Origin of the sequence: Pseudomonas ogarae, from assembly GCF_014268695.2 — a bacterium.
Taxonomy (GTDB): Bacteria; Pseudomonadota; Gammaproteobacteria; order Pseudomonadales; family Pseudomonadaceae; genus Aquipseudomonas; species Aquipseudomonas kilonensis.
In genome coordinates this window covers 2,817,685-2,840,348 of sequence record NZ_CP077086.1, presented here as the reverse complement: position 1 = coordinate 2,840,348, position 22,664 = coordinate 2,817,685, and the positions used below count along the sequence as shown (strand labels likewise).

Below are 22,664 nucleotides of genomic sequence, written 5' to 3'. Positions count from 1 at the left end.
AGGAAATCTATTCGCGTTTTTCTGGACGGGTGGTGTGTATATCCGTTTTTTTGGTAACGGCGGCTGGCGGTTCCGCTCTTACAGCGGGTCACTTTCGAAAAGCGCGAAAGTAACCAAAGCGCTCATGCCCCACCACTTGGCACCTCGCTTTGGCTCGGTGTGCCCTCACTCCGGCATTGCTCCGTGGGCCCGCCGCGAAGGGCCATCCATGGCCCAGCGCGGCTATCCCGGCATCCATGCCGGGATGCCCACTGCGCAATGCCTGCGTTCGGCCAGCGTGGTTTAACGGGGCACCCAGATCAAGATCTAAAGCAAGAGCAAGAGCAAGAGCAAGAGCAAGAGCAAGAGCAAGAGCGGGGTACATTTCGGCACCGATGTGGCTGAACCACCGCTATCGCGAGCAGGCTCGCTCCCACATTGGATCTTCAGCAGACACAAAACTCATGCACACCGCAAAACCTGTGGGAGCGGGCTTGCTCGCGAAGAGGCCAGCACATCCAACATCACCGCAAACTGCTGCACCGCCTTCGCGAGCAAGCCCGCTCCCACAGGGGAACACGGTCCGCCAAGAACCAGGTCGGCTATCAGGCCGCCTCGCAGTGGACGTTGATCTCGGGCGCCCCGTTAACCACGCTGGCTGAACGAAGGTATTGCGCAGTGGGCAACCCGGCATGGATGCCGGGTTAGCCGCGCTGGGCCATGGATGGCCCTTCGCGGCGGCCCACGGAGCAATGCCTTCGTTCAGGCATGCCGAGCCTAAGCGAGGCACCAAGTGGTGGGGCAAAAGCGCTTTGGTTACTTTCGCGCTTTTCGAAAGTGACCCGCTGTAAAAGCGGAACCATAAGCGGCCGTTACCGCAGCAACGGATATACACCCCCCTATTGAAATCAAGCGTCCCAGGGGGCCACCGCATCAACATCAATGGCGTACCGCTCAATGGCCTCAGCACACACACTGGCATCGAGGCGCCCCATGTGCACCAGGGCAGTCAGCGCACTCAAGACAATCTGGTGGCGGTCCACCTCAAAAAAGCAGCGCAACTGACTACGGGTATCGCTGCGACCAAATCCATCGGTACCAAGTACGGTGTAACGGGCATCGAGATAACTGGCGATCAACTGCGGCAAGGCGCGAACATAGTCAGTACAGGCAATGATCGGCGCCGAGTCGTTGAGCGCCCCCTGGACATGACTGCGGCGCGAAGGCTGTCCAGGATGCAGTCGATTCCAGCGTTCCACTTCACGGGCATCACGTGCCAACTCGGTAAAGCTGGTAACGCTCCAGACCTGACTGTCGATGCCCCAATCGCTGGCCAGCAACTCGGCGGCGGCAATCACTTCGCGCAGGATGGCGCCGGAACCCAACAACTGAACACTTCCACGCGCACCCTCGACTTCATGCCGGGTGAACCGATACATGCCCTTGATAATCGCCTGTTCGACGCCTTCGGGAAGGCTGGGCTGCGGGTAGTTTTCGTTCATCAAGGTGACGTAATAAAATTCGTCCACCTGACGCTCCAGCATCTGGCGCATGCCGTGATCCAGGATCACCGCGAACTCGCCGGCAAATGCCGGATCGTAGGCACGGCAGTTGGGGACCATCGCCGCCATCAGATGACTGTTGCCGTCCTGGTGCTGCAGGCCTTCGCCACCCAATGTCGTGCGGCCGGCGGTGGCCCCAAGCAGAAAGCCGCGGGCCCGTTGATCCGCTGCCGCCCAGATCAGGTCGCCGATGCGCTGGAAGCCGAACATCGAGTAATAGATGTAGAACGGCAGCATCGGCAAGCCATGCACCGAATAGCTGGTCGCCGCTGCAACCCAGGAACTGATCGCCCCGGCCTCGCTGATGCCTTCTTCAAGAATCTGGCCGTCCAGCGCTTCTCGATAGCTCAGGATCGAACCGATGTCTTCCGGCTCATATCGCTGCCCCACGCTGGAATAAATACCGATCTGCTTGAACAGGCTGGCCATGCCGAACGTACGCGCTTCATCCGCCACGATCGGCACGATGCGTGGGCCCAGTTGTTTGTCCCGCAGCAGACCACTGAGCATTCGGACGAACGCCATGGTGGTGGACATTTCCTTGCCTTCGGCAGCAATGGCAAACGCGCCATAGCTGCTGACGTCAGGCACCGCCAATGATTCGGCAGTCGAAGGACGCGATGGCATGTAGCCGCCCAATGCACGGCGACGCTCATGCAGATAGCGCATTTCAGCACTGTCTTCATCGGGTTTGAAGAAGCTCAACGAGGCGGCCTGTTCATCGGTCAACGGCAGGTTGAAGCGATTGCGGAACGCGATCAGCGCCTCCCTGTCGAGCTTCTTCTGCTGGTGCACGGTCATCTTGCCCTGCCCGGCATCGCCCATGCCGAAGCCCTTCTTGGTCTGCGCCAGTATCACGGTGGGTTTCTTGCCTTCGAGCAACGCGCGTTGATAGGCGGCGAAGATCTTCACCATGTCGTGACCGCCGCGTTTCAGGCGGTCAATCTGCTCATCGGTCAGGCCTTGTGCCAACTGCGCCAATGCCTCGTTCTGGCCAAAGAAATGATCACGGTTAAAGCGCCCGTCTTTTGCCGCGAACGTCTGGAACTGGCCATCGACGGTGCTCGATAGCGCCTTGACCAGCGCGCCATCCGCATCGCGCGCAAACAAGCCGTCCCAGTCGGCGCCCCAAACCAGTTTGACGACGTTCCAGCCTGCACCACCAAACAACGCCTCCAGCTCGTCGATGATGCGACCATTGCCACGAACCGGCCCGTCCAGCCGTTGCAGGTTGCAATTGACCACCCAGACCAGATTATCCAACCCTTCCCGCGCGGCCAGCGTCAGCGCCGACATGCTTTCCGGCTCATCCATTTCCCCGTCGCCAAACACGCCCCAGACGGTTCGCCCGGAGGTGTCTTGCAGGCCTCGATGCTCCAGGTAGCGCATGAAGCGCGCCTGGTAGATCGAGCTGATCGGACCGATGCCCATGGAGCCTGTTGGAAACTGCCAGAAGTCCGGCATCAACCAAGGATGCGGGTAACTCGACAGACCTCGGGCACCCTTGGCGTGCGCGCCGATTTCTTGCCGATAATGCAGCAGATCCTTTTCTTCCAGGCGTCCCTCGAGGAACGCCCGGGCATAGACCCCTGGCGCCGAGTGCGGCTGATAGAACACCAGATCGCCACCGCTCCTTTCGGTTCGCGCTTTGAAAAAATGGTTGAAGCCCACTTCGAACAAATCCGCCGCGCTGGCATAACTGGCGATATGGCCGCCCAATTCGCCATAGGCGTAGTTGGCCCTGGCAACCATGGCCAACGCATTCCAGCGCATGATCGAGGCCAGCCGTTCTTCGATAGCCAGGTCCCCTGGAAACACCGGCTGGCACTCAACACTGATGGTATTGATGTAAGGCGTGCCATGGCTGGGCCGCCAATCGATGTCCGAGGCGCTTGCCACAGCCACCAGCATGTCGAGAATCTGTTTGGCCTGTGCCGTGCCGCTATGGGCGATAACCGACAGCAAGGCGTCCCGCCATTCAGCAACTTCTTGAGCATCTTCAGTGGTCTGGCCCGGCCATTGGGCATGAATATCGGACAGGTTCATGGGCATCTCCTGCAAATGTCGGGCAACGCTTCAAGGTGGCGCGAATAGCTCAATCGGGCGAGTTTTTTGACTTGCTCTACCGCGTCAATGACGGAGCGCTCGGCCCAGCTGTCTTGCCCTATCTGGTAGATGCACGGATTGCCAATGGAAAGATTGTTCAACAGATACTCTTCAAGTTCACCGCAAACGAGAAAGCTGTAATCACACCCCGCTACGTGTACTTCAATGCACCTGTCAGCCCCTGTATCCGAAGGTTCGACCTGTACCAGCGCGATATTGTCAAAACAGCTGAACCCATGATGCATCAGGTCAATATGATCACTGTCAATTGCGGACACTATGACAACGATGCGGGTACAGCTCGAAGGTTCACGCATCCACTTCGTGGTTTTAGAACGACAGTCGGCAGATCGGCTCATGAGTGCGGCCTTTCCATTGGGGTCATAAATTCAGGCGTGTGTGGCGATGACTTTCGCTAGATGAAACAACGCTCTTGCAACCCGCTTTTCACCAGTGTCCGGGTCACCGATAAAATCTCTTCCACCTGTTTATCGATCGCTGCATGGGAGGCTGCGTCTTCCAGTTTGAGGACACGCAGTGGGTGACCGCAGACTGATCCCAGCCAGGTGAGACGGGGTATCGGGCTGACTTCGACATCCAGTAAAAAGCAGCCTTTGGATACGCCTCGCAGCAGTTGACTGGCCCGGCAGGTGGTCGCCGGCGCGGCATCTATCGGGTTGGACCCAAACTGCAACCAGTCGAGCATAAACGCCCTGGATTGCTGGACCACCAGATAAGCAACCTGGTCCCAGTCGTCGATCTCCATATGCAACTTGTCAATCAGGTACTTGGGCAACGCGGCGCTGGTCACGATGACGACCCCGGTATCCGCCAGCGGTTCTTTCACCCAGATTGCAGACTGCGATATCGCATGCATGGTGGTGCTCCCGGCGTGATTCCTGAGCCTAAAGGCTGACACAATTCCCTGTGGGAGCGAGCTTGCTCGCGATAGCGATTTGTCAGTTACCTCTGTAGGCACTGAACCAACTCAATCGCGAGCAAGCTCGCTCCCACAGGGGCTCCCACAGATGACTCCAAAAGCAGTTCTACGCTTAGCCGTTACGAAACAGGAAGCTGTAGGCGTTCAGCGCCGGCGCCCCACCCAAGTGTGCGTAAAGCACTTTGGAACCTTCGGGGAATTCGCCACGACGGACCATTTCAATCATGCCGTGCATCGATTTACCTTCGTACACCGGATCTGTCAGTACCCCTTCAAGGCTGCCGCACAGTCGGATTGCTTCCAATGTGCCTTCGTTGGGCAAGCCATATTCCGGGTAGGCAAAACGTGTATCGAGCACCACGTCCTCTTCGGTAATCTCGCGCCCCAACTCCACCAGCTCAGCCGTGTGTCGGGCGATGCGCAGGATCTGTGCCTTCGTCTGTTCCGGCTTGGCCGAAGCATCGATACCAATCACATTCTTCGAACGACCGTCAGCGGCGAAACCGACAACCATGCCCGCCTGCGTACTGCCGGTCACCGAGCAGACCACGATGTAGTCAAACTTGAAGCCCAGTTCTTTTTCCTGCTGCCGCACTTCTTCGGCAAAGCCGACGAAACCGAGGCCGCCATAGGGGTGCTCGGAACAACCCGCCGGAATCGGAAACGGTTTGCCACCCTGCTCCACGACATCGCTCATGGCCTTTTCCCAACTTGGCCGAATGCCAATATCGAAGCCAGCGGCGTCAAGCCGCACGTCAGCGCCCATGATCCGCGACATCTCGATGTTGCCGACGCGGTCATACACCGCGTCGGAATAGTTCACCCAGTTTTCCTGCACCAACACGCACTTCATGCCCAAGTGGGCAGCGACGGCAGCGACCTGGCGGGTCTGGTTCGACTGGATGCCGCCGATGGAGACCAGCGTATCGCAGCCTTGCTCGATCGCTTCGGGAATGAGGTATTCGAGCTTGCGCGTCTTGTTCCCACCAAAGGCCAGGCCACTGTTGCAGTCTTCACGTTTGGCATACAGCTCGACCTTGCCGCCCAGATGTTGACTGAGGCGCTTCAAGGGCGTGATGGGCGAAGGACCGAAGGTCAATGGATAACGTTCAAAACGATTCAGGTTCATGACTCTGCTCCTTGATATGGGATATCCAAGCGCCAGACCGAAAGGGAAAAGGCCGCATTCCAGGCTCTTTCCAGAGGGGCTTCGATGAGTTCAATATTAAGAAGAATTCCAAAAATATGTGTTGCAAGTTTCCATCACTTGGAAAAACATAATTTCCATGAAGACACCTCTAACATACTTTTAATGCGTGGAAATCAATATGAGAGCAACAAACACTCACAAGAAGCCGAGCACTACGGCCACAGTGCCACAGCCACTGGATCGAACCGACCGCGCGATTCTCAAGGCCCTGCAACGGGATGCCTCCATCTCCAACGTGGCGCTTGCAGAGAAGGTGAAATTGAGTGCCCCTGCTTGCCTCAGGCGCGTCGAGCGGCTCAAGCAGGTCGGCCTGATCAAGAACATCGTCGCCCTGTTGGACAATGAAGCGCTGGATGCGGGGATGGTGGTCTTGATCGGCGTGGTGCTGGACCGCTCCACACCGGAATCCTTCGCCGCATTCGAGGCGGCCGCACAAAAGGTGTCCGGCTGCATGGAGTGCCATGTGGTGACGGGGGAGTTCGACTACTTCATGTTGCTGCGCACCAAGGACAGCAACAGTTTCAACCGGCTCCACGCCGAGCAATTGCTTTACCTGCCGGGGGTTCGCCAGATTCGCTCGTTCATGGGCTTGCGCCAGGTCTTGTCGACAACCCACATCCCCCTTTGAGGCTCCACTCAGAGCGAGCAGGCATCGGGGGGCATGCGCAGAAAACCTGACACGACTGAATGCGTTGGCAATCCAGCTGCTAAGCTCAATCTCGCTCCAGACCATAACCAATAACAATGTTAAAGAAAGGTAAGGCAGCATGACCACGGCACAGTCTCCGGCAACGTCCGCGAAATGGCGCTTCAAGTTAGGCATCGCCATTCTTTGTCTAATGCTCACGCTGTGGTTGTTGGTGCCACTGGCAGCGGCAGCGGATGTGCCCCGCTCCACCATCGCCGCTATCACCGGCGCCCTGTTCATTATCAACAAGGTGTTGTTGCTGCTGGTGATCGCCGTGATGGGCAAGGCGGGTTTCCAAGAGCTCAAGCAGCATGTGTTCAGCTATGTGTCGGGCCTTGTGCCCAGCGCTGAGCAGGAGGTAAGCGTCACCCGTCACCGTATTGGCCTGGTGATGTTCTGCTTGCCGTTGGTGTGCTCCTTTCTCGAACCCTATGTCGACACCCTCGCGCCCGGTCTGCGCCCCAATAGCTGGGCATTGCAACTGCTGGGCGATGCACTGTTGGTTGGCAGCTTCTTTGTACTGGGTGGCAATTTCTGGGAGAAATTGCGCGCGCTGTTTATCCGAACCGCACGGGTCACTGCCTCCGACGCGGTCTGAGTCAACGCCCGGATCGCCTCCCCCCGGCGCGCTGTCAGTTGTTCTTGAAGCGCCATGACTTACAGGTGCCGATATGCCCGAAACACAGAATTCTCCCGTTTCCGTCGAGCCTGAGCGCCAAACTGAACCGCCTCCTGAAAAGCCTGCGCCAGCCAATCCGCTGCGGCGCATTGCACTAGGTGTGGCGGTGTTGATCGCCGTGCTGTTTACCCTCTCCATTTTTATGGAACGACGCACGCCCTCGACGTCGCAAGCCGTGGTGCAAGCCTATGTCGTGCAAATGGCTGCCGAGGTGGGTGGTCGTGTGACAGAAATTGCGGTGCTCGACAATGCCCGGGTGAAGACTGGCCAGGTGCTGTTTCGTATCGACCCGCAACCCTACAAGCTTGTCGTCAGCGAGGCTGAAGCGCGGCTGGAAGAAACCGGCCAGGCGTTGGGTGCCAGCACCGCCTCGGTGGATGCCGCCCAGGCACAGCTGGTATCGGCGCGCGCGCAGCGTGACAACATACGCGAGCAAGCCCGGCGGGTGAACCAATTGGTCGAGCGCGGTGTGTTCGCCCCGGCGCGCCAGGATGAAGCCAAGGCCTCGCTGAGCTCCGCCGAGGCGGCCGTGAGCAAAGCCCAAGCCGACCTGGAGCGGGCGCGTCAGCAATTAGGACCCAAAGGCAACGACAACCCGCAATTCAAGCAAGCCCTGGCCGCACTGGAAAAAGCCCGGCTCGACCTGGTGCGTACCGAAGTCATTGCACCCGCCGATGGCGTGATCACCCATCTCCAGCTCGCCGTGGGTCAGGTCGTCAGCGCTGGCCAACCGGCACTGACCTTCATCGACAGAGGCACCGTATGGGTGTCTGCCGCCTTCAAGGAAAACAGCCTGGAGCATGTGCAGGCTGACGACCCGGCGGAACTGGTGTTCGATGTATTGCCAGGCCGCGTGTTCAAGGGCCGCGTTGAAAGCGTCGGCTGGGGTGTCGCGCAACAGGATAGCAGCAACTCCGCCCTGCCCTCGGTGCGCAACGAGAGTGGTTGGGTGCGCGACCCGCAGCGCTTTCCGGTGCGCCTGCTCGTGGAGGAACCGCACCCGATCGGCCCGCGCTACGGCTCGCAAGTGACCGTGGTGATCTACACCGATGACAACCGCGTGACTAACGCGCTGGGGGCATTTATGACACGCCTGGGCGCCTGGCTGAATTATGTCAATTGATGGGCAAGCTGCGCTGGAGCTGCTGCGGATCAAGCGCCAGGGATTGCGCATCGCCCTGGCAGCGACCGTGGGCTTGTGCACGGGTCTGGTCCTGGGCGACATCCTGCCTTTTCTCGCGCCCTTGTTCGCCATCCAGTTCCTCTTGGCCAGCCGCCGCGCACCAGCGTTGTCTCAGGGATTGATAACGTTGCTGGTGAGTCTGCTGACCGGCGCACTGCTGGTGTGTATGACCGGCATCCTCGGTGATCGGCCGTGGGTGCTCCTGCCAGTGCTGTGGCTGTTTTATTTCGCCTGTTTTACCGCGCAAGGCCAACAACGGGGCGGCGCGGGGCCGGCGCTGATGCTAGTCATTGCCATTGTGGTACCGATGCTCGATATCGTGCAGCGCGATCTGGGCGAGTCCATCGTGCTAGTGCTGGTCAAGGCGGTCAGCCTGGGGTTGCTGCTGACTTGGAGCGCCCATGCGCTGCTGCCCGACCCTGCTGGTGAACATACCGACCAGCAAATCCCACAGCCGCGCGAGCTGACCCTGGTGATTCACCAGGCCATGGCCAGCGCGGCGATTCTGCTGGCTATGGTTGCCCTGTGCCTGAGCGACCCGCGGCTGGCCACAGCGATGGTCGTCCCCATCACCGTGGCCTCGTTGCTTAGCCAGTTTTCGCTAGGCATGAGCAGCCGCACCGCCCTTGGCCTGGTGATGGTCAACTTGCTGGGCGGGGTGGTGGCTTCCCTGGCCTTTACGCTGTTCGAACTGCGGCCGACCCTATGGCTGGTGGCGCTGATCCTGCTGCTGGTAAGCCTGCTGTTTGCCGGCAAGGCCGCCATCGGCAACACCGCTGGCAAAGTATTCGGCGGGGGGCTCATGACTTTCCTTATTCTGTTCGGGCTCGGTGTATCACCGTTGCCGACAGAAACGCCCCAGCTGTTTTCCACCCGGATCGCCTACGTGCTGTTTGCGGTTGTCTATGCCATTGGCCTGGCCGCGCTGCTGTGGCCAAGGGCGGGCGTCATGCCGGCCGAGACGGCCAACGCCCATCGCAGCCTATCGTCCGTCGACCATTAGCCTCTGCGGTCCAGTGTTCATCGTTTACTCAACGGAGCATCAAGGGGAATATCGAGGATAAAGGTTGCGCCCTGTCCGGCCCCGTCGCTGCGCACGGTCAAGCTGCCACCCATTTCCTGCGCGGCCAGCGCACAGCTGTGCAGGCCGAAACCGTGACCGTCTTTGCGCGTCGTGAAACCATGGGAAAAGATCCGCGCCAGGTGCTCAGGCGCAATCCCATTACCGTTGTCGGCCACCGTGATACGCAATACTGCCCCGTCAGCGAGAGACGCGCCGAACGTGACGCATCGGCTGCGATCGATCACGCCGTCCAACGCCTGCTTGGCATTGTTGATCAGGTTCACCAGAATCAGCAGCATCCGGTGCCGGTCCAGGGGCAGCAGGGGCAAGTCGGCAATGTCCTTGACCACCGTCACTTCCTGGCGCGCCAGTAATCCAGCACTCATGCGCAAGGCATCGTCGATCAACTCTGCGACCGGCACTGTTTCGACAATACTGACAGCAACGGCATAGGACTGCTGGGCAGCGACAATGGTTTTGATGTGGTCAATGCCCTTGGTGAGTTGTTCAAGTTCTTCGATGATGCCCTGTTGCTCTTGCGCCACCACTTTCGCCAGCTTGAGCAGGTAATCAGGCAGCATCTTTCCCTTGTGGTCTTTGGTGAGAAAATCGCTCAGGTCATGGACGTGTTCGTTCATCATTTGCGCCACCTTGCCCAGCCCCTGGGCTTTGGAGGTGCGCATCTGGCTGCTGACCAATTCTGCCGATACGTTCACGCTGTTGAGGACGTTGCCGACGTTGTGCAGCACAGTCGTGGCGATTTCGGCCATGCCCGCTTGACGGGATTTTGCATTCAGCTCGGTTTGCACCCGACTCATGCGCAGCGCCGCGCGTACGCGTGCCTTGAGCTCCAGCGGCGAGAAGGGTTTGGCAATATAGTCATCGGCGCCACTCTCCAGCCCGGAGACGCAGGCCTCGCTGCCGCCGCGGGCGGTCACCAGGATCACGGGCAAATGGGCGAAACCGGCGCTGGCCTTGATTCTGGCGGTCAGGCCGAAACCGTCGAGCTTCGGCATCATCACATCCGAGACGACGACATCAATGGGCCGACGCTGCAGGAGTGCCCAGGCCTGCTCTCCATCAGTTGCGGTGGCGACGCTGTAGTCGTCGCGCAACAGCTCGCTGAGATAGCCAAGCATTTCCGGGCTGTCGTCCACCACCAGCACTTTGGATCGCAAGGCGTGTTCCGGGTGCTGCTCGTCGTCTGCGCCTTGCGTCGAAGCTTGATCGTTGCGACTGCCTAGGCGGCCGTCGTCGAAACGCAGGTGGCGCTGCTCGGTTGTGCTTGCTGTGCTCGGTGACGATCGCTCATGCATATCGCTGGCTTCAGTCGGTACAGTGTCTTGCTCAGCCCCCAGCGGAAGTCGAACAAAGAAGCACGAGCCCTGTCCGGGCTCGCTGTTGACGCCGACTTCGCCCCCCATCAGTTCGACCAGATCCTTGACCAGGGCGAGACCGATGCCGGTGCCGCTGTAGTGGCGCGTGGCGGAATTGTCGATCTGGGAAAAACGCTGGAACAGCAACGGCAGTTTGTCAGGCGCAATGCCAATCCCCGAGTCTTGCACCGCAAGTTCAAATCGCTCGCCATCAAGCGCAGTCACTGCCAGGTGCACGGTGCCGCCAGCGGGCGTGAACTTGATGGCATTGCTCACCAGGTTGAGGAGAATCTTTTCGAAGTGCCGGGGATCCAGGAACACCGTGCCAAGCGCGGGATCGATGCTGCAGGTCAAGGTGCAGCCTTTGCCCTCGGCGACCATGGCGGCATCCTCGGCCAGCACACCCACCGTCTTGTTCAAGTCGACTGGCATCGGACACAACTCGAACTTGCCCGCTTCGGCCTTGGAGAAATCGAGGATGTCGTTCACCCGGTTCATCAAGCGCAGCGCGTTGCGTTGGGCGCGATCGACTTGCACATGCCAGTCCGCAGGCGGGGCGGTCGCCGCCGAGAGTTGCTCCAGGGGGGCGAGAATGAGGGTCAGGGGGGTGCGCAGTTCGTGGCTGACCGTGGCCACGAAATCGCTCTTTGCCTGGTTCGCCGTCTCGGCCTGGTTGCGCGCCTGAATGAGTTCGATGGCCTGCGCCTCCAGCACCTCGGTCTGGTGGTGCAGCGTGTCGGTCCGCTCGGCGACCATTCTCTCCAAAGAGGCCTGGACTTGCTGTCGTTCGGCTTCGGCCTCGGCCTCCAGCACCCGGATGCGCAGGGCATTCTCCTGGAACACCCGTACGGCGCGGGTCATGATTCCAATCTCGTCGCCGCGTCCGGCGCTGGCGATCTCGGCGTTCAGGTCGCCGGCCGCAAGCCGGCGCATGACCGAGGCCAGGGCCACGATGGGCTGGGCGACGAATCGCGACGTGCTCCAGGCGATGGCGCCGGCCAGCAGGATCGCGACGCTACCCGCAAGTATCGTCGCAAGCATGCCGCGATCATTGTGGACCAAGGCGTCGGCGCGCGCTTGGCCTGCGAAGCGCGCCACCAACAGACCGGCGCTCCGTGCCTCGTTGCGAACCTGGTCGCGCGCGCCGATCAAGGCGTTGCTCGCCTGATGGAACCTGGCGAATGCCGCCCGGTAGCCGGCAATCTGATCGGTGACAGTCAGGGGTGTAGCCTTGGCTTGCAGCCCCACGGACGAAGGGAGAACGCGAGAGAGACGGCTGAGCTCGTCCAGGATGCCGCCGACCGAGCCGGCGACCTCGGCCGACGGTGACAGGCGAAACGACAGGGTCTGCGCCTCCAGGGTGGCAACACGCTCGGCAAAACGCTTGGACAACGCGGCGGCATTGTGCAGCAAACCAGTTGCAGCCTGAATGTCGCTTGCGTCATGGACAACCTGCCCTTCCACTTCAGCCAATATTGCCTCGAGGCGCTCGACCACATCCCCGACGGCGGCGAGCTGCCGCAAAGCCTCGTCTCCCCGGAGCTTGGGCGCCTCGCCAAGGTGCTCGACCGCCAGGCTGACCGCAGCGACCGCCGTCGCCAACTGGTCCACGTTCTCTCGCTCCTGCGGCGCCGTCATCAACTCGCGCAATTGCTCGACCACGGGCGCGAGTGCCGCGCTGGCGTTCCGCGCCGCGGTGGCGGTCGCCCCATTACCGGTCACCAGCATCTTGGCCACATTGGCGATGATGATCCGTTCGCCGTTGCGCAGGATATCCAGAATGCGATGAGCACTTTCGATGTTGCTCACCCGCGCCTCGTGCTCAGCGGCGCGGGCATCAACCCCCTTCAGCCCATCGGCGATGCCCTGTTCGACGAGGATCGTCGCCTCTCGCATCCGGCTGTAATGGGATGTCATGTTCTCCGTTTCACCATCCATGGTCAGGGTCGCCACCCGCAAGGCAGCGATCGCCGCGGCGAGCCGTTCCAGACTGCCCTTGAGCGATTGCGCTTCTGCCACCGGAATAGCGGTGAGGCCGGCGATAGCCGTCGCCACCATGCCTTCGGCCTGGGACAGGCTTTCCTGGTCGCGGGTGGCGATGAAGTTTTCCACCCGCCCCGTGGCGCCGTTGACCGAGGCCAGAATTTCCGCGGAATGGCTGGCAGAATCTACCGCACCTACCATGCCGCGCAGGCCGTAGAGGTTCACCAGCGATACCACCAGCATCAGGAACACCAGTGCGGCGACCGCCAGGCCAATCCTGACGGCAATGGGCCTGTCCGTGGAGGGCTTGAATGTCAACATGGCGCCTCGCCTCCTCGCTCCACGCCTGCCACTACGGCTTCGTCACCTCCGGCAAAGGCGTCGGCGCCGCCGTATTGCTGATGGCTGCGTCGATCATCGCCGCAACGGAAGCCTGGCTGTAGAGAGGATTGGCAGCGCCGCCCACCGGCATCGTGGCGAGCCAGGTGTCCAGGTCTTTCGCATCGATGCGTACCAGCGGCACCTCGACGAACTTCGGCACCTGCTTGCCCGCCAGAATCTGCTGGGCCACCCAGAAACCCACCTGGGAGACGCTCGGGGAAGCGGAGACAGAGACGGTCTCGTAGCCATTGGCATCGCGCTCCTGTTTCCACAGGGCGAGTTCATCCTGACGGTTCCCCATCACGATGATTGGCAAAGGGCGTCCCGCCGCCTTGAACGCCATGGCGGCGCCATAACCGTCACCGCCCTGAGTCGCAACGGCATCAATGCTGGGCAGCGACGGCAGCGCCAGCGCCACCTCCTTGCGTGCGACAGAAGCCGTCCAGTTCCCGTATACAGTCTTGGCGAACTTCAGGCCCGGATAGTCGCCAGCGGCCTTGCGAATGCCGTCGCTGATGTTTTTATCGGTGGCATCGCCGGCAATGCCGCGAATCTCCAGCAGCGTTCCGTTCCCCTTGAGGCGCCCGGCGATATAGTCCATTTCCACGCGGCCCATGGCGGACCAGTTGTAGTCCACGGTATAGACGCAGGGTTCGGTGACCAGGCTGGCCATGACGACCACCACGATGCCGGCGTTGCAGGCATCGCGGATCACCCCGTTGAGGGCCGTGTCGGACGCGGCCAGGATGACGATGGCGTTGACGCCCTTGACGATCATGTCCTGGATATGGGCCGCTTGTTCCGATGCCGAGTTATTGGCACTGACCACCGGAGCCTCGCGGATCAAGCCATCCTTTTGCGCCTGGACCGCAATCTCCTGCCAGTTGCGCACCATCACCTTGCGAAAATCGCTGCCGGCGTAGGAGTTGCTGAAGGCAATGCTATAGCTTGCGGTAGGACCGCTGGCGATGCCGCCGTCGGCAGCTTGGGCTGGATTGACAGCAACCAGCGCCAGCCCGGTCACGCAGCCGGCCAAGCGCCACAAGACTTTGTGGGTGATCGAAATACGCCGATGGACACGCGCTACCAGACTGCGCATTCGACCATTCAGATAATAGAACCGGGCATGAAGAATCAGACACATACAGACTCCTTTCCTTGGTGGGCGACAAGTGAAACCAGTACATTGCCTGCAGTGGCAATGAGCATAGTCTCAACGTGCCCGCTTCGCGCGGCCATGGAGGATTTCAGCCAACTGAGTGCCTCACAAGGTCATACCGCCTACGACACCTGAGGGGCGAGCGTGACATCAAGCTTTCGGGCAGCCGGCTTTTTTGCACAGCCTGGGCCGCAAGCAGCCTGTCGACATGAATGGAGGCATTTCAAATGCAATCCAATCTCACACCGCCCCTGCACACGCCGACCGAGTAAAAGTTTCTGACCTCCGCCACAGAGACACGATCCGTGTCGTAGGGCTGTGCGACATCGAAGTCCGGCGACATATGTTGTCGCCCCGCAAAGCAATCCTGCAGCACCGAAGATTGCAGGACGTCGCCATGCTCATGTCGCTCGCATTCACCCTCGTCTGTTCCGAATGCTCCTGGAAAACGACCGTCTTGCCTTGGTGTGACTCACGACCAACCGTTTTGCCGCCTCCCAGATGCTGCCCGGCTTGCCGTGACCTGCCGCTCGAATACCGGGAGGCGACCCACAAAGAGGTGCTCAAGGCGCGCCTGGAAGAATTTCTGGCTCTGAACAACGAGATAGAGCGCGACACACCTTGTCGCCCCCACTGAAGACAATGACTGCCAACCAAGGAGCCTCTTATGAAAAACCTGCTTGCAGCGATCGGATTATTTGTCGTTCTACAGAAAGGTTACGCGTTCTATCGCGAATACACCGATCTCAAACGCGATGCTCAGAACCGCCGTACCCCGGTTGAATAGGCGCAGACAATTGCGTCCTTTTTGAAAATCCAAGCCCCACATGTCGAGACTTTAGTTTTATGGCACACCCGAAAGATGGCATAGAGCCATCAAATCCCGTAGCATCGATGTCAAGTTGTCGCCTGAATGGTGATCAACCGTTGAATAGGCTTACAAGGTAGTTGCCATGTCTAAAGCGAAGGATACGCTGCTGCGCCTATTCGCGTTGCTGCGTGTAATACCCACCGAGCCGCAGCGCATTGCTACATCGACGCTGCTGGAAAAACTCCGGGACAAGGGTTTTACCGTGACACTGCGCTCCGTTCAGCGCGATTTGAACCGGCTGTCCATTCCCTTCTCGTTGCAGTGCGACGACAGTGAAATTCCATTTCGCTGGAGTTTCACCCGCGACGCGCCGCTGAAACTGGAAGACATGGACACCCCGACGGCGCTGGCGCTCTACCTCTCCGAACGACATCTGACCACACTGCTCCCACAAGCTGTGCTGGACCAACTCGGCCCCCAATTCAGACGCGCCCGAAACTTTCTGGGCGATCTGGGTAACAACGGCCTGGCAGATTGGGCAAAGCGGGTCCGAACGGTTCCCAACGGCAAAACCCTGATGCCTGCCAGCATTGCACCACAAGTATGGAGTGAGGTTTCAACCGGTTTGCTGGAGCGCCGAAAATTGGAAGTGGCGTACCAGAGCCGCAGTAAAAACGAACTCAAGCAGTTGCGCCTGCACCCCGCCGGGCTGGTGTCTCGACACGCCATCAGCTACTTGGTGGCGTCTGTGGACGGCTACGACGACCTTCGCCAGTTCGCCCTGCATCGGATTCGCGACGTCAGGGTCCTGGATGAAGTCGCGGAGCTGCACGCCACGTTCGACGTCGACGACTACATCGACACAGGGATTTTCAACCATCGACAAGCCGATGCGCAGGTCGAGTTGGTCGCCGACGTTCACCCACAGATCGCAGCCCTGCTCAGTGAGACACCGCTGAGCAGTGTGCAGAACCTGAGCGACCTCCCCGACCAGGGCTGGAAACGGTTGCGCGCTCAGGTGTCGCTGGACCGGGACACGCTTTGGTGGATTTTCGGGCTTAACGACAACATTCGGGTCCATGCGCCACAGGTCTGGGTCGATGAGATCCGCCAGAAGCTGAACAACTTGCGAACCCTCTACTCCGACGCCGGCTCGACAAGCAACTGATATTCGACAGCGCGCCGATCAACTCTGCGTATCTTGATGACGCCAAGGAAGCTCTATGGACAACCAACGTAAAAAGGCACTGAACAGCTCAGTCAGCCTCTGCCCGATCTGGCCCACACGGGCGTCGGAAAAAATCGGCAACATGCTGAACGAGATCAATCATGCAAACGCCATAGTCGACAAGATTGCCGGCACGGCGCAAAACAGCGCGATCAAAGGTGGGTTCGCCGCAGAGACATGGCACGCCGAATCGTTCAATCTGGACGCCATCCTGAAGGACAAGGAAGTCCGCGCCTTCACTGACAACTTCACCAACACCCCACTGGCGAAGAACCATACCACCCACGACATCGTGGTCATGAAGGGCGACGAGCAACTGTTGGGCGCACAACTGAAATACTTCAAGGATGGCGATGCCACGCAGAAGGCATTCAGGTCCACAAAAGACGGCATTCATCAGTATCAGGACAGTGATGCATTCATCGGGCCTGCAGACCAGATCGAACAGATCAAGGAAGCGGCCAAACGAGACATGCAGAGAAACCAGCAAACGCGGCCGGAAGTAGCCAACGCCGCCGAAAAAGTTCGTGAGAAAACGACGGCCAACCTCGATGTCGAGGGTGTTCAGTCAACGCCGCTGGGTAAGCGGGACGCCGAGCGTCTGGGCAGCGGCACCGACGCAGGCAAGCAATTGCATGAAAACATGCAGAACGGTTACCTGAACAAGGCCACCGTTCAACAAGGCCTTCGCGCGGCAGGTTCGGCAGCAGTCATTACGACTGTGATCGCCGGCAGCATCAATACTTTCCAGTCGATCAAACAAGTCCGCGACGGCGAAATCACGGTGGAGCAGGCGACTTTCCAGATCCTTCAAAACACCGCCATCGCTGCCGGTGACAGCGCGCTGAAGGCAGGCATCGCGACTGCGTCGGTCAGCATCACAGCGCGCAACCTGCCGAATCTGTTTGCGGGCTCGGCATTCAAGCGCACCTTCGCCAACAATGGCGTAGCAGCTGCAGCGGTGTGTGCCGTGGACGTAGTGCAGAACGTGGTGTTGTTTGCCGCGGGCAAGATCACACGCCAAGAGCTGGAAACCCGGACCGGCCACAACTTGCTGCAGACTGGCGCCGCCGTTGTCGGCAGCTCGGTGGGTGCTGCAGTGGGCGCTCTCGGTGGACCGATCGGTGCGCTGGTGGGCGGCATCATCGGCGGGCTGATCACCACAATGGCCATGAGCATCGCCATCGACAACCACATCGAGAAAAGCTTCCGATTGACACTGGCCGCCACCGAACACGTGGTGGGTAACGCCATGATCATGCATGACTCGCTGGAATACCTGCAGATGTCGCAGTCGTTCTACGCCGAATTCCACAAGGGCCTGTACTTGTCCGAGCGCCATTTCGCTGGCCAGGTCAAGACCATGGCAGCCCAAAGCACACAGTTGAAGAACCTGATCGATAATCTTTAAGGCGTATTTTCAATGAGCGAAACGGTCGAAGCAGCACCCCAGGAAATCTTCAATCAACCGCTGGCCGCCTCGGAGCAGGAAGCGGTTGAGGCGCTCGTCGCCCAGCACCGGAACAACGCAGCACTGACCCAGCAACTGGCGGTAGATGCTTCACGGCTGATCACCTCCAGCGACGAACGCCTCAAGCAGCAAGCCGAAAGCGGATTCTTTAAGCGGTTTGCCGCTGCGTTCAGCGGCAAGACTCGCCAGAACCAGTTGCAGAACCAAGTCGATGCGCTGCACATGCAGAAGTTCGCCTGGCATTACCTCAAGCAACTGCAGCAACAGAACCTGATTAACGCCCAGAGCATCGCGGTCATACGCAACAACCTGGGCACGATGAACGAATACATCATCGAAACCCGGGAATTTCTCTCCCAGGCAGTCAACAAGATCAATAGCCGCCTGATCCGGGTTGAGAACAATACCAATTTTCATCAATGGTCGTTGAACATCGAAGCGAACAAACGTCGCTTCAAATCGATGCCCAAGGTACTGCTGGTGCTGAACCTGGCGTATGACTTCATGCGCAGCCACCCAGGCGTCATGCTGACCTCGCTAGACATCAACCACCTGATCGTCACGCTGGAAAAGCTGGACGTGGACTGCGATGAAGAAGTCGAGCTGTTGAGTTTTATCGTTGACCTGATCGACCAGATCGAAGCCACGAGCATCGAACGCTACCGCTCCGTCATCGAGCTATCGTTCGACGAGCACGTCGCCGATTCGTACTTCATCCAGAGAAACATCTCGGGTTTGGCGTTCAATTCGTTGTATTACCTTTCCGACGAGTACGACCGTATCATCGATATGATCTCGGATGGCGAGGTCTGTGACAGCGACGATAAGCGCGAGCGAATCATCTCCAAATTCTTTGGAAAGGCGTTTTCCGGCCTTTATACCCGATACCGGATGCGAGACCTGATCGAGGAAATCATCGGCGGCAGCCTGCTGACTTTGGAGATTTACAAGGATCAGCGCGGCCTGAACGCATTGCCCGACGAGCCCGCCGAAGATGCCCATGCCGAGCCGGTTGCACTGGTGTCGTCGTTGCCGGACATCCATTTCCACACCTTCTTCGACACCACTGAGAACCTTGATGCCCGACGCAACTACCTGTTGCTGTTCGCTCTGTGCATCGAGAACTCGGCGTCACTGAACAGACAGGGCCGAGAGTTTCTTGAGTTGCTGGCGCACAAAGCCGGGTGCCCACACGCGCTGGGTGAAATCTCTGTACTGGCGGACAACCCTCGCAAGGCACAGGACTACCTGCAGGTCTTGCAGGATTTGCTCAAGGGCGACGACAAGGCCTACACATGGTTGCTTGATGCGTTCTACCTGCTGACGATGTGCCAGAAACAAATCGAAGGCCCTCACGTGCTGCGTATCCTGAACGCGCTCAAGCCTGCGCAATTCAAGGACAATTTCGCCCGTGCCCTGGTGATCATCACCGGGCAGGACGAAGAGCAAGTCCTTGCGGCCGCCGAGAAGTTGCAGCAGCAGACCCACGGCTGGAAAAACATCGTTCACTACCGCGAGCTACGCTTCGAGCAGACGTTCACCGAGGCTCGCGCCAGCCTGCGTAAAGTCGACCGTGATGCCGTCAGCCTCTCGATTGATCTTACGAAAGCGACCCTGAAAGCCTCGGATTACTCGTTCTTCATGGATGGGTGGGACGACTCGTTCCTGAGCAAGGTCAGCAGCAAAGTGGAGGCTACGACTTGCACAATGGGCCGCGGTTCCTGCCTGTCCTCGCTGAACGAGATGCGCAAGAAAATCAGTGATTTCATCTCCAGACATTCAAGCACGCTGAATCAGGGTAATCGCATGCTGGCGCGCTGGGGCCTGCCAACGATCACCTTCACCGACGAATCCGGCTATGCCGATTTCGAGCTGGACAACTCCGCCACCAACGGAGACTGGTACGACCAATTCAATCACTTCGAACGCCAGCTCGACGGCACGCTCAATGCCTTTTCAAATGCCTGTGCGGACGTGGCCGAACAGCTCGCGCAATTTATGGAAGGTCGATTCGACGAGTCTGTGGTTGAGCGCAAAGCGAAGCAGCGTGCTGAGCGACTTCACCAGGAACAGCAGGAAAAGCTGGCCAAACAGTCCGTGCTCATCCAAAAAGACGGCCGAGATCACTTGTTCAGTATCGAGTGGGATCAGGTACAGCACCCTCCCTGCGACCCCGAGAAAATCCAGTGCATCAAGACCAATGGCACCACCTGGTTGATCGTCGACCACGACAATCAGGTGTATCGCAGCCTGGATCGAGAGCACTGGCAGAATGTGCGTCTCAGCGCCACTGATACCCCCCCTACTATCTCGCGGCTGTATTTCGTGAGTGGACTGTGGATCGCCATAGGGGGCTACAAGGAGGGATTCTACTACTCACGCGATGCGCAGAATTGGAAGCAGGCCCTCTTCCCGGATGCGCAGGGCTGGGAGTTCTCACAAACTGAAGAGGTTATCCGCTACAACGGTTTGTGGCTATGGAGATTCAAGGAGCGCAAGGAGTACTCCTACGTCGAAAAAGGGCTGATTTTCGACTCGACGAACACTTCTCGCTACGACAAGCTTGCCGTCTTCTGTACCGCCGACATCGACGGCCCATGGCTGCGCTGGGAAGACACACCGAGCTTCCCGGAGGGTGTCGAAGTTGAAAGCATCCAGCCACTGCCTGATGGAAATAGCCTACTTGCGTTCTGCAAGTACAACTGGCTATTCAAGTCACACAAAAAAAAGCCCAATGCGGCCTCGTTCGTCAGCTATTACGTGGCCGGAAAAGGCTGGCGAACCTGCACTTGGGCGAGCGAAGACGATAGCTACGATGAACCGCTCATCACGCGTATAGGAGAGACAGTGATGTGTTTCTACTCGGATCGTGTCATGACGTCCGACAAAGGCTATGAGTGGAAACTTCGATCAAAAGACATCCGCATCAATGCCAGCGCCCATCTGCGAGATGTCAGCCTGTTTACGACGCGCTGGGGGCGAGAGGCGCTGTACGTGAGCCAGACAGGAGAAAGCTTTGCGGAACTGGTACTCGAGGAAGGCAATTGGAAGCACTTCGCGGCCAACGAGCAGGGCACCTTGAGTGTCTACTCGCCTAATAAGCATGAAACCTTCCTGCGCAGCGGTAACTACATCTGCCAGCCGAAAGCATAGCGCGGATCGGGGAGCATCGCCGATGCTCCCCTGCCGGTAACGAGCAACACTTCAAGGGCGGTTGTGACAGCGCAGCACCCGCCAGATAGATGATGGTCAGTCACTTCAGTCCAATAAGGCCAGAACAATGAACACTCATTTTCGCCGTAGTGCCACGCCCAACGAAGACCCGGTTACACGGATCCCCACACGCGCATACGCCCGCTTCGATCACCTCGAAATCATTTCCGGCGCCCAATCCGTCCTGCTGGCATTTGACCTGGTCGATGGCGAATGGCTGGACGCGCAGGGACAGCAAAATCCGTTGCTGGATGCGGAGCAACCCGACAACGTCGCAAACGCCTGGAGTAGTTGGAAACAACTTGCTCCGCGCCCCCCTCTCAATCCATTCGAAGCCATGCCGATTTACCGGCTGGAGTTCGAACTGCCTGACGGGCATGGATTTTTTGGCCTACCGGCACTTCCCTCTGCAAACAACTCTCGCGCCCTGCACAACTCGGCCGCAGACCTTGAGCGGATGTGGTTTGAGCTGGAAATCAATAATCAACGCGGACAGGGACTGGTGGCGGCACAACTCTATCCCGGACTGTTTGCTAACTCAGTCCCGGTGTACGTAAAGGGAAAAATGCCAACGGCACGAAAGGGTAAGGCGCTGTCCACCATTTTTTCCCTGGCCCACCTCCCGACCCTCTCCACGCACCAGTTGGAAACTGAGCTTTCTAGCGCCACCGCCGATCTGTTAGCGGTGTATGACGTGGGGCAAGGCAACGCGAATGCACTGCTGTCGACTACTTGGCACCCGGCTGGCTTACCGACGCACTACTACGACCTAGGTGCAGGCGTTTACAGAAACAAGCACACAACGCCTCACCCGCTAAAGTTCTGCTTCACCCAATCGCCTTCGATCATACTTTCCCATTGGGATGCCGATCATTGGGCTGGCGCCTACGCGCTCTCCATCAACAACGGTTATCCCGCGCTCAAGCGCAAGTGGATCGCTCCACTTCAAGAAGTCGGCCCCCTGCACATAGCCTTTGCTCACGAGGTCAGAAGCAAAGGTGGGGAATTTTTCATCTACTCCCCGCTCCCTGGCGAGATCGGCAACGCGAAGTTGTCGACACAGCGCCGTATCCGATTCATGCGTGGCAAAGGCAGGGACCGCAATGGCACCGGGATCGTCCTGGCCGTGGAAGAGCCTAACAATGTCCCTGGGAGAAGCTGGCTGCTTACCGGCGATTGCGACTATCTCCACTTCGTTAAAGAACTAGACCCCTTACCGCCCGTGGGCATGGTCGCGCCGCACCACGGAGCCGATCTGGACAGCAAAAGCCCTGTCCCTAAACCACCAAGCAACGTGAGCTATAAGCGCCTGGCATACTCGTTCGGCCCGGACAACAAACACGGCAGTGCGCCTGTCCGGCATCCGACGTCGCAAGGCGTCATGCTGCACAACAGCGCGGATTGGGACCATTATCGCTGGAGTTTGATAACCCCCGGCAACCGTACTCCCGGAGGCGATGTCCTGGCGACCTGCGAACATGCACCCAGCACGTCACGCGGCGGCGCACTGATCGGATGGGATCGGCCACCCAGTGTTTTACTCGCGCCATGCCATGGCTTCGGCCACGTCACTAAAAGGAGATGCTCCGTACCGCTCAACCAGAGCTAGCGAAGCCTCCGTGCCCTTTCATC

Annotated in this window: 15 protein-coding genes and 3 pseudogenes; 9 read left to right on the top strand and 9 right to left on the bottom strand. The window is 59.1% G+C overall.

Annotation, left to right across the window (positions count from 1 at the left end; genetic code table 11):
• The first annotated feature begins 124 nt into the window (after nucleotides 1-124).
• A complete protein-coding gene (locus HU749_RS12585) occupies nucleotides 125-286 on the top strand; it encodes a nucleoid-structuring protein H-NS (RefSeq protein ID WP_157803399.1) in 162 nt (53 codons plus the stop codon).
• Nucleotides 287-887: 601 nt separating this feature from the next.
• Here the strand turns inward: HU749_RS12585 and mdeB are convergent.
• The 4 genes from mdeB to HU749_RS12565 form a co-directional block, all read right to left on the bottom strand.
• Nucleotides 888-3,587 (bottom strand): alpha-ketoglutarate dehydrogenase, encoded by a 2,700-nt coding sequence (mdeB, locus tag HU749_RS12580; RefSeq protein WP_186651938.1) that lies wholly within the window; start codon nucleotides 3,585-3,587, stop codon nucleotides 888-890.
• Nucleotides 3,584-4,006: a hypothetical protein gene (locus HU749_RS12575; protein ID WP_186651941.1), complete on the bottom strand. Its 423-nt coding sequence runs from the start codon at nucleotides 4,004-4,006 to the stop codon at nucleotides 3,584-3,586. Before HU749_RS12575 ends, mdeB begins: the two co-directional genes overlap by 4 nt.
• Before the next feature lie 56 nt (nucleotides 4,007-4,062).
• The gene (locus HU749_RS12570; RefSeq protein ID WP_079302827.1) at nucleotides 4,063-4,524 is read right to left on the bottom strand and encodes a transketolase; all 462 of its coding nucleotides are present in this window, start codon (nucleotides 4,522-4,524) and stop codon (nucleotides 4,063-4,065) included.
• A gap of 175 nt (nucleotides 4,525-4,699) precedes the next feature.
• Nucleotides 4,700-5,716 carry a 1-aminocyclopropane-1-carboxylate deaminase gene (locus tag HU749_RS12565; protein WP_003200489.1) on the bottom strand — a complete coding sequence of 339 codons (1,017 nt, stop codon included), beginning with the start codon at nucleotides 5,714-5,716 and terminating at the stop codon, nucleotides 4,700-4,702.
• Between the two features lie 199 nt (nucleotides 5,717-5,915).
• Between HU749_RS12565 and HU749_RS12560 the strand changes: the two genes are divergently transcribed.
• The 4 genes from HU749_RS12560 to HU749_RS12545 all read left to right on the top strand — a co-directional run bounded on the left by HU749_RS12560 (nucleotide 5,916) and on the right by HU749_RS12545 (nucleotide 9,350).
• Nucleotides 5,916-6,425 carry an Lrp/AsnC family transcriptional regulator gene (locus HU749_RS12560; protein ID WP_186651943.1) on the top strand — a complete coding sequence of 170 codons (510 nt, stop codon included), beginning with the start codon at nucleotides 5,916-5,918 and terminating at the stop codon, nucleotides 6,423-6,425.
• A gap of 139 nt (nucleotides 6,426-6,564) precedes the next feature.
• Nucleotides 6,565-7,083 (top strand): transporter suffix domain-containing protein, encoded by a 519-nt coding sequence (locus tag HU749_RS12555; RefSeq protein WP_186651945.1) that lies wholly within the window; start codon nucleotides 6,565-6,567, stop codon nucleotides 7,081-7,083.
• Between the two features lie 73 nt (nucleotides 7,084-7,156).
• On the top strand, nucleotides 7,157-8,287 hold the full coding sequence (locus HU749_RS12550) for an HlyD family secretion protein (RefSeq protein ID WP_082097871.1): 1,131 nt from the start codon (nucleotides 7,157-7,159) through the stop codon (nucleotides 8,285-8,287).
• Entirely contained in the window at nucleotides 8,277-9,350 is a 1,074-nt protein-coding gene (locus HU749_RS12545) for a DUF2955 domain-containing protein (RefSeq protein WP_186651948.1), read from the top strand. The genes HU749_RS12550 and HU749_RS12545 overlap by 11 nt, the downstream gene beginning before the upstream one ends.
• A gap of 17 nt (nucleotides 9,351-9,367) precedes the next feature.
• Here the strand turns inward: HU749_RS12545 and HU749_RS29620 are convergent.
• The 4 genes and pseudogenes from HU749_RS29620 to HU749_RS12535 all read right to left on the bottom strand — a co-directional run.
• A pseudogene (locus tag HU749_RS29620) lies at nucleotides 9,368-9,709 on the bottom strand (ATP-binding protein); the annotation flags it as partial.
• Nucleotides 9,710-10,227: 518 nt separating this feature from the next.
• Nucleotides 10,228-10,516 (bottom strand): annotated as a pseudogene (locus tag HU749_RS29615) (response regulator transcription factor); the annotation flags it as partial.
• Between the two features lie 261 nt (nucleotides 10,517-10,777).
• A pseudogene (locus tag HU749_RS29610) lies at nucleotides 10,778-11,827 on the bottom strand (sensor histidine kinase); the annotation flags it as partial.
• Between the two features lie 1,294 nt (nucleotides 11,828-13,121).
• Nucleotides 13,122-14,294 carry an ABC transporter substrate-binding protein gene (locus HU749_RS12535; protein WP_186651952.1) on the bottom strand — a complete coding sequence of 391 codons (1,173 nt, stop codon included), beginning with the start codon at nucleotides 14,292-14,294 and terminating at the stop codon, nucleotides 13,122-13,124.
• A 968-nt stretch (nucleotides 14,295-15,262) separates the two neighbouring features.
• On the opposite strand from HU749_RS12535, the gene HU749_RS12530 reads away from it, so the two are divergent.
• Nucleotides 15,263-16,288 carry a helix-turn-helix transcriptional regulator gene (locus HU749_RS12530; RefSeq protein WP_079302834.1) on the top strand — a complete coding sequence of 342 codons (1,026 nt, stop codon included), beginning with the start codon at nucleotides 15,263-15,265 and terminating at the stop codon, nucleotides 16,286-16,288.
• A gap of 142 nt (nucleotides 16,289-16,430) precedes the next feature.
• Nucleotides 16,431-17,759 (top strand): glycine zipper 2TM domain-containing protein, encoded by a 1,329-nt coding sequence (locus HU749_RS12525; protein WP_202888918.1) that lies wholly within the window; start codon nucleotides 16,431-16,433, stop codon nucleotides 17,757-17,759.
• Between the two features lie 150 nt (nucleotides 17,760-17,909).
• Here HU749_RS12525 and HU749_RS29365 read toward each other — a convergent pair whose 3' ends face one another.
• Entirely contained in the window at nucleotides 17,910-18,041 is a 132-nt protein-coding gene (locus HU749_RS29365) for a hypothetical protein (RefSeq protein WP_264084029.1), read from the bottom strand.
• Between HU749_RS29365 and HU749_RS12520 the strand changes: the two genes are divergently transcribed.
• Both HU749_RS12520 and HU749_RS12515 read left to right on the top strand, forming a co-directional pair.
• The gene (locus HU749_RS12520) at nucleotides 18,042-20,972 is read left to right on the top strand and encodes a beta propeller repeat protein (RefSeq protein WP_225919161.1); all 2,931 of its coding nucleotides are present in this window, start codon (nucleotides 18,042-18,044) and stop codon (nucleotides 20,970-20,972) included.
• Nucleotides 20,973-21,099: 127 nt separating this feature from the next.
• A complete protein-coding gene (locus tag HU749_RS12515) occupies nucleotides 21,100-22,641 on the top strand; it encodes a ComEC/Rec2 family competence protein (protein WP_079302837.1) in 1,542 nt (513 codons plus the stop codon).
• Nucleotides 22,642-22,664 lie beyond the last annotated feature (23 nt).

Excerpts from the sequence above, each read along its gene's own strand:
- HU749_RS12520 (WP_225919161.1), top strand. The coding sequence starts at position 18,042 with ATGCAGAAGTTCGCCTGGCATTACCTCAAGCAACTGCAGCAACAGAAC.
- HU749_RS12585 (WP_157803399.1), top strand. The coding sequence starts at position 125 with ATGCCCCACCACTTGGCACCTCGCTTTGGCTCGGTGTGCCCTCACTCC.
- HU749_RS12550 (WP_082097871.1), top strand. The coding sequence starts at position 7,157 with ATGCCCGAAACACAGAATTCTCCCGTTTCCGTCGAGCCTGAGCGCCAA.
- HU749_RS12575 (WP_186651941.1), bottom strand. The coding sequence starts at position 4,006 with ATGAGCCGATCTGCCGACTGTCGTTCTAAAACCACGAAGTGGATGCGT.
- mdeB (WP_186651938.1), bottom strand. The coding sequence starts at position 3,587 with ATGAACCTGTCCGATATTCATGCCCAATGGCCGGGCCAGACCACTGAA.
- HU749_RS12515 (WP_079302837.1), top strand. The coding sequence starts at position 21,100 with ATGAACACTCATTTTCGCCGTAGTGCCACGCCCAACGAAGACCCGGTT.
- HU749_RS12525 (WP_202888918.1), top strand. The coding sequence starts at position 16,431 with ATGCTGAACGAGATCAATCATGCAAACGCCATAGTCGACAAGATTGCC.
- HU749_RS12570 (WP_079302827.1), bottom strand. The coding sequence starts at position 4,524 with ATGCATGCGATATCGCAGTCTGCAATCTGGGTGAAAGAACCGCTGGCG.
- HU749_RS12530 (WP_079302834.1), top strand. The coding sequence starts at position 15,263 with ATGTCTAAAGCGAAGGATACGCTGCTGCGCCTATTCGCGTTGCTGCGT.
- HU749_RS12555 (WP_186651945.1), top strand. The coding sequence starts at position 6,565 with ATGACCACGGCACAGTCTCCGGCAACGTCCGCGAAATGGCGCTTCAAG.
- HU749_RS12560 (WP_186651943.1), top strand. The coding sequence starts at position 5,916 with ATGAGAGCAACAAACACTCACAAGAAGCCGAGCACTACGGCCACAGTG.
- HU749_RS12545 (WP_186651948.1), top strand. The coding sequence starts at position 8,277 with ATGTCAATTGATGGGCAAGCTGCGCTGGAGCTGCTGCGGATCAAGCGC.
- HU749_RS12535 (WP_186651952.1), bottom strand. The coding sequence starts at position 14,294 with ATGTGTCTGATTCTTCATGCCCGGTTCTATTATCTGAATGGTCGAATG.
- HU749_RS12565 (WP_003200489.1), bottom strand. The coding sequence starts at position 5,716 with ATGAACCTGAATCGTTTTGAACGTTATCCATTGACCTTCGGTCCTTCG.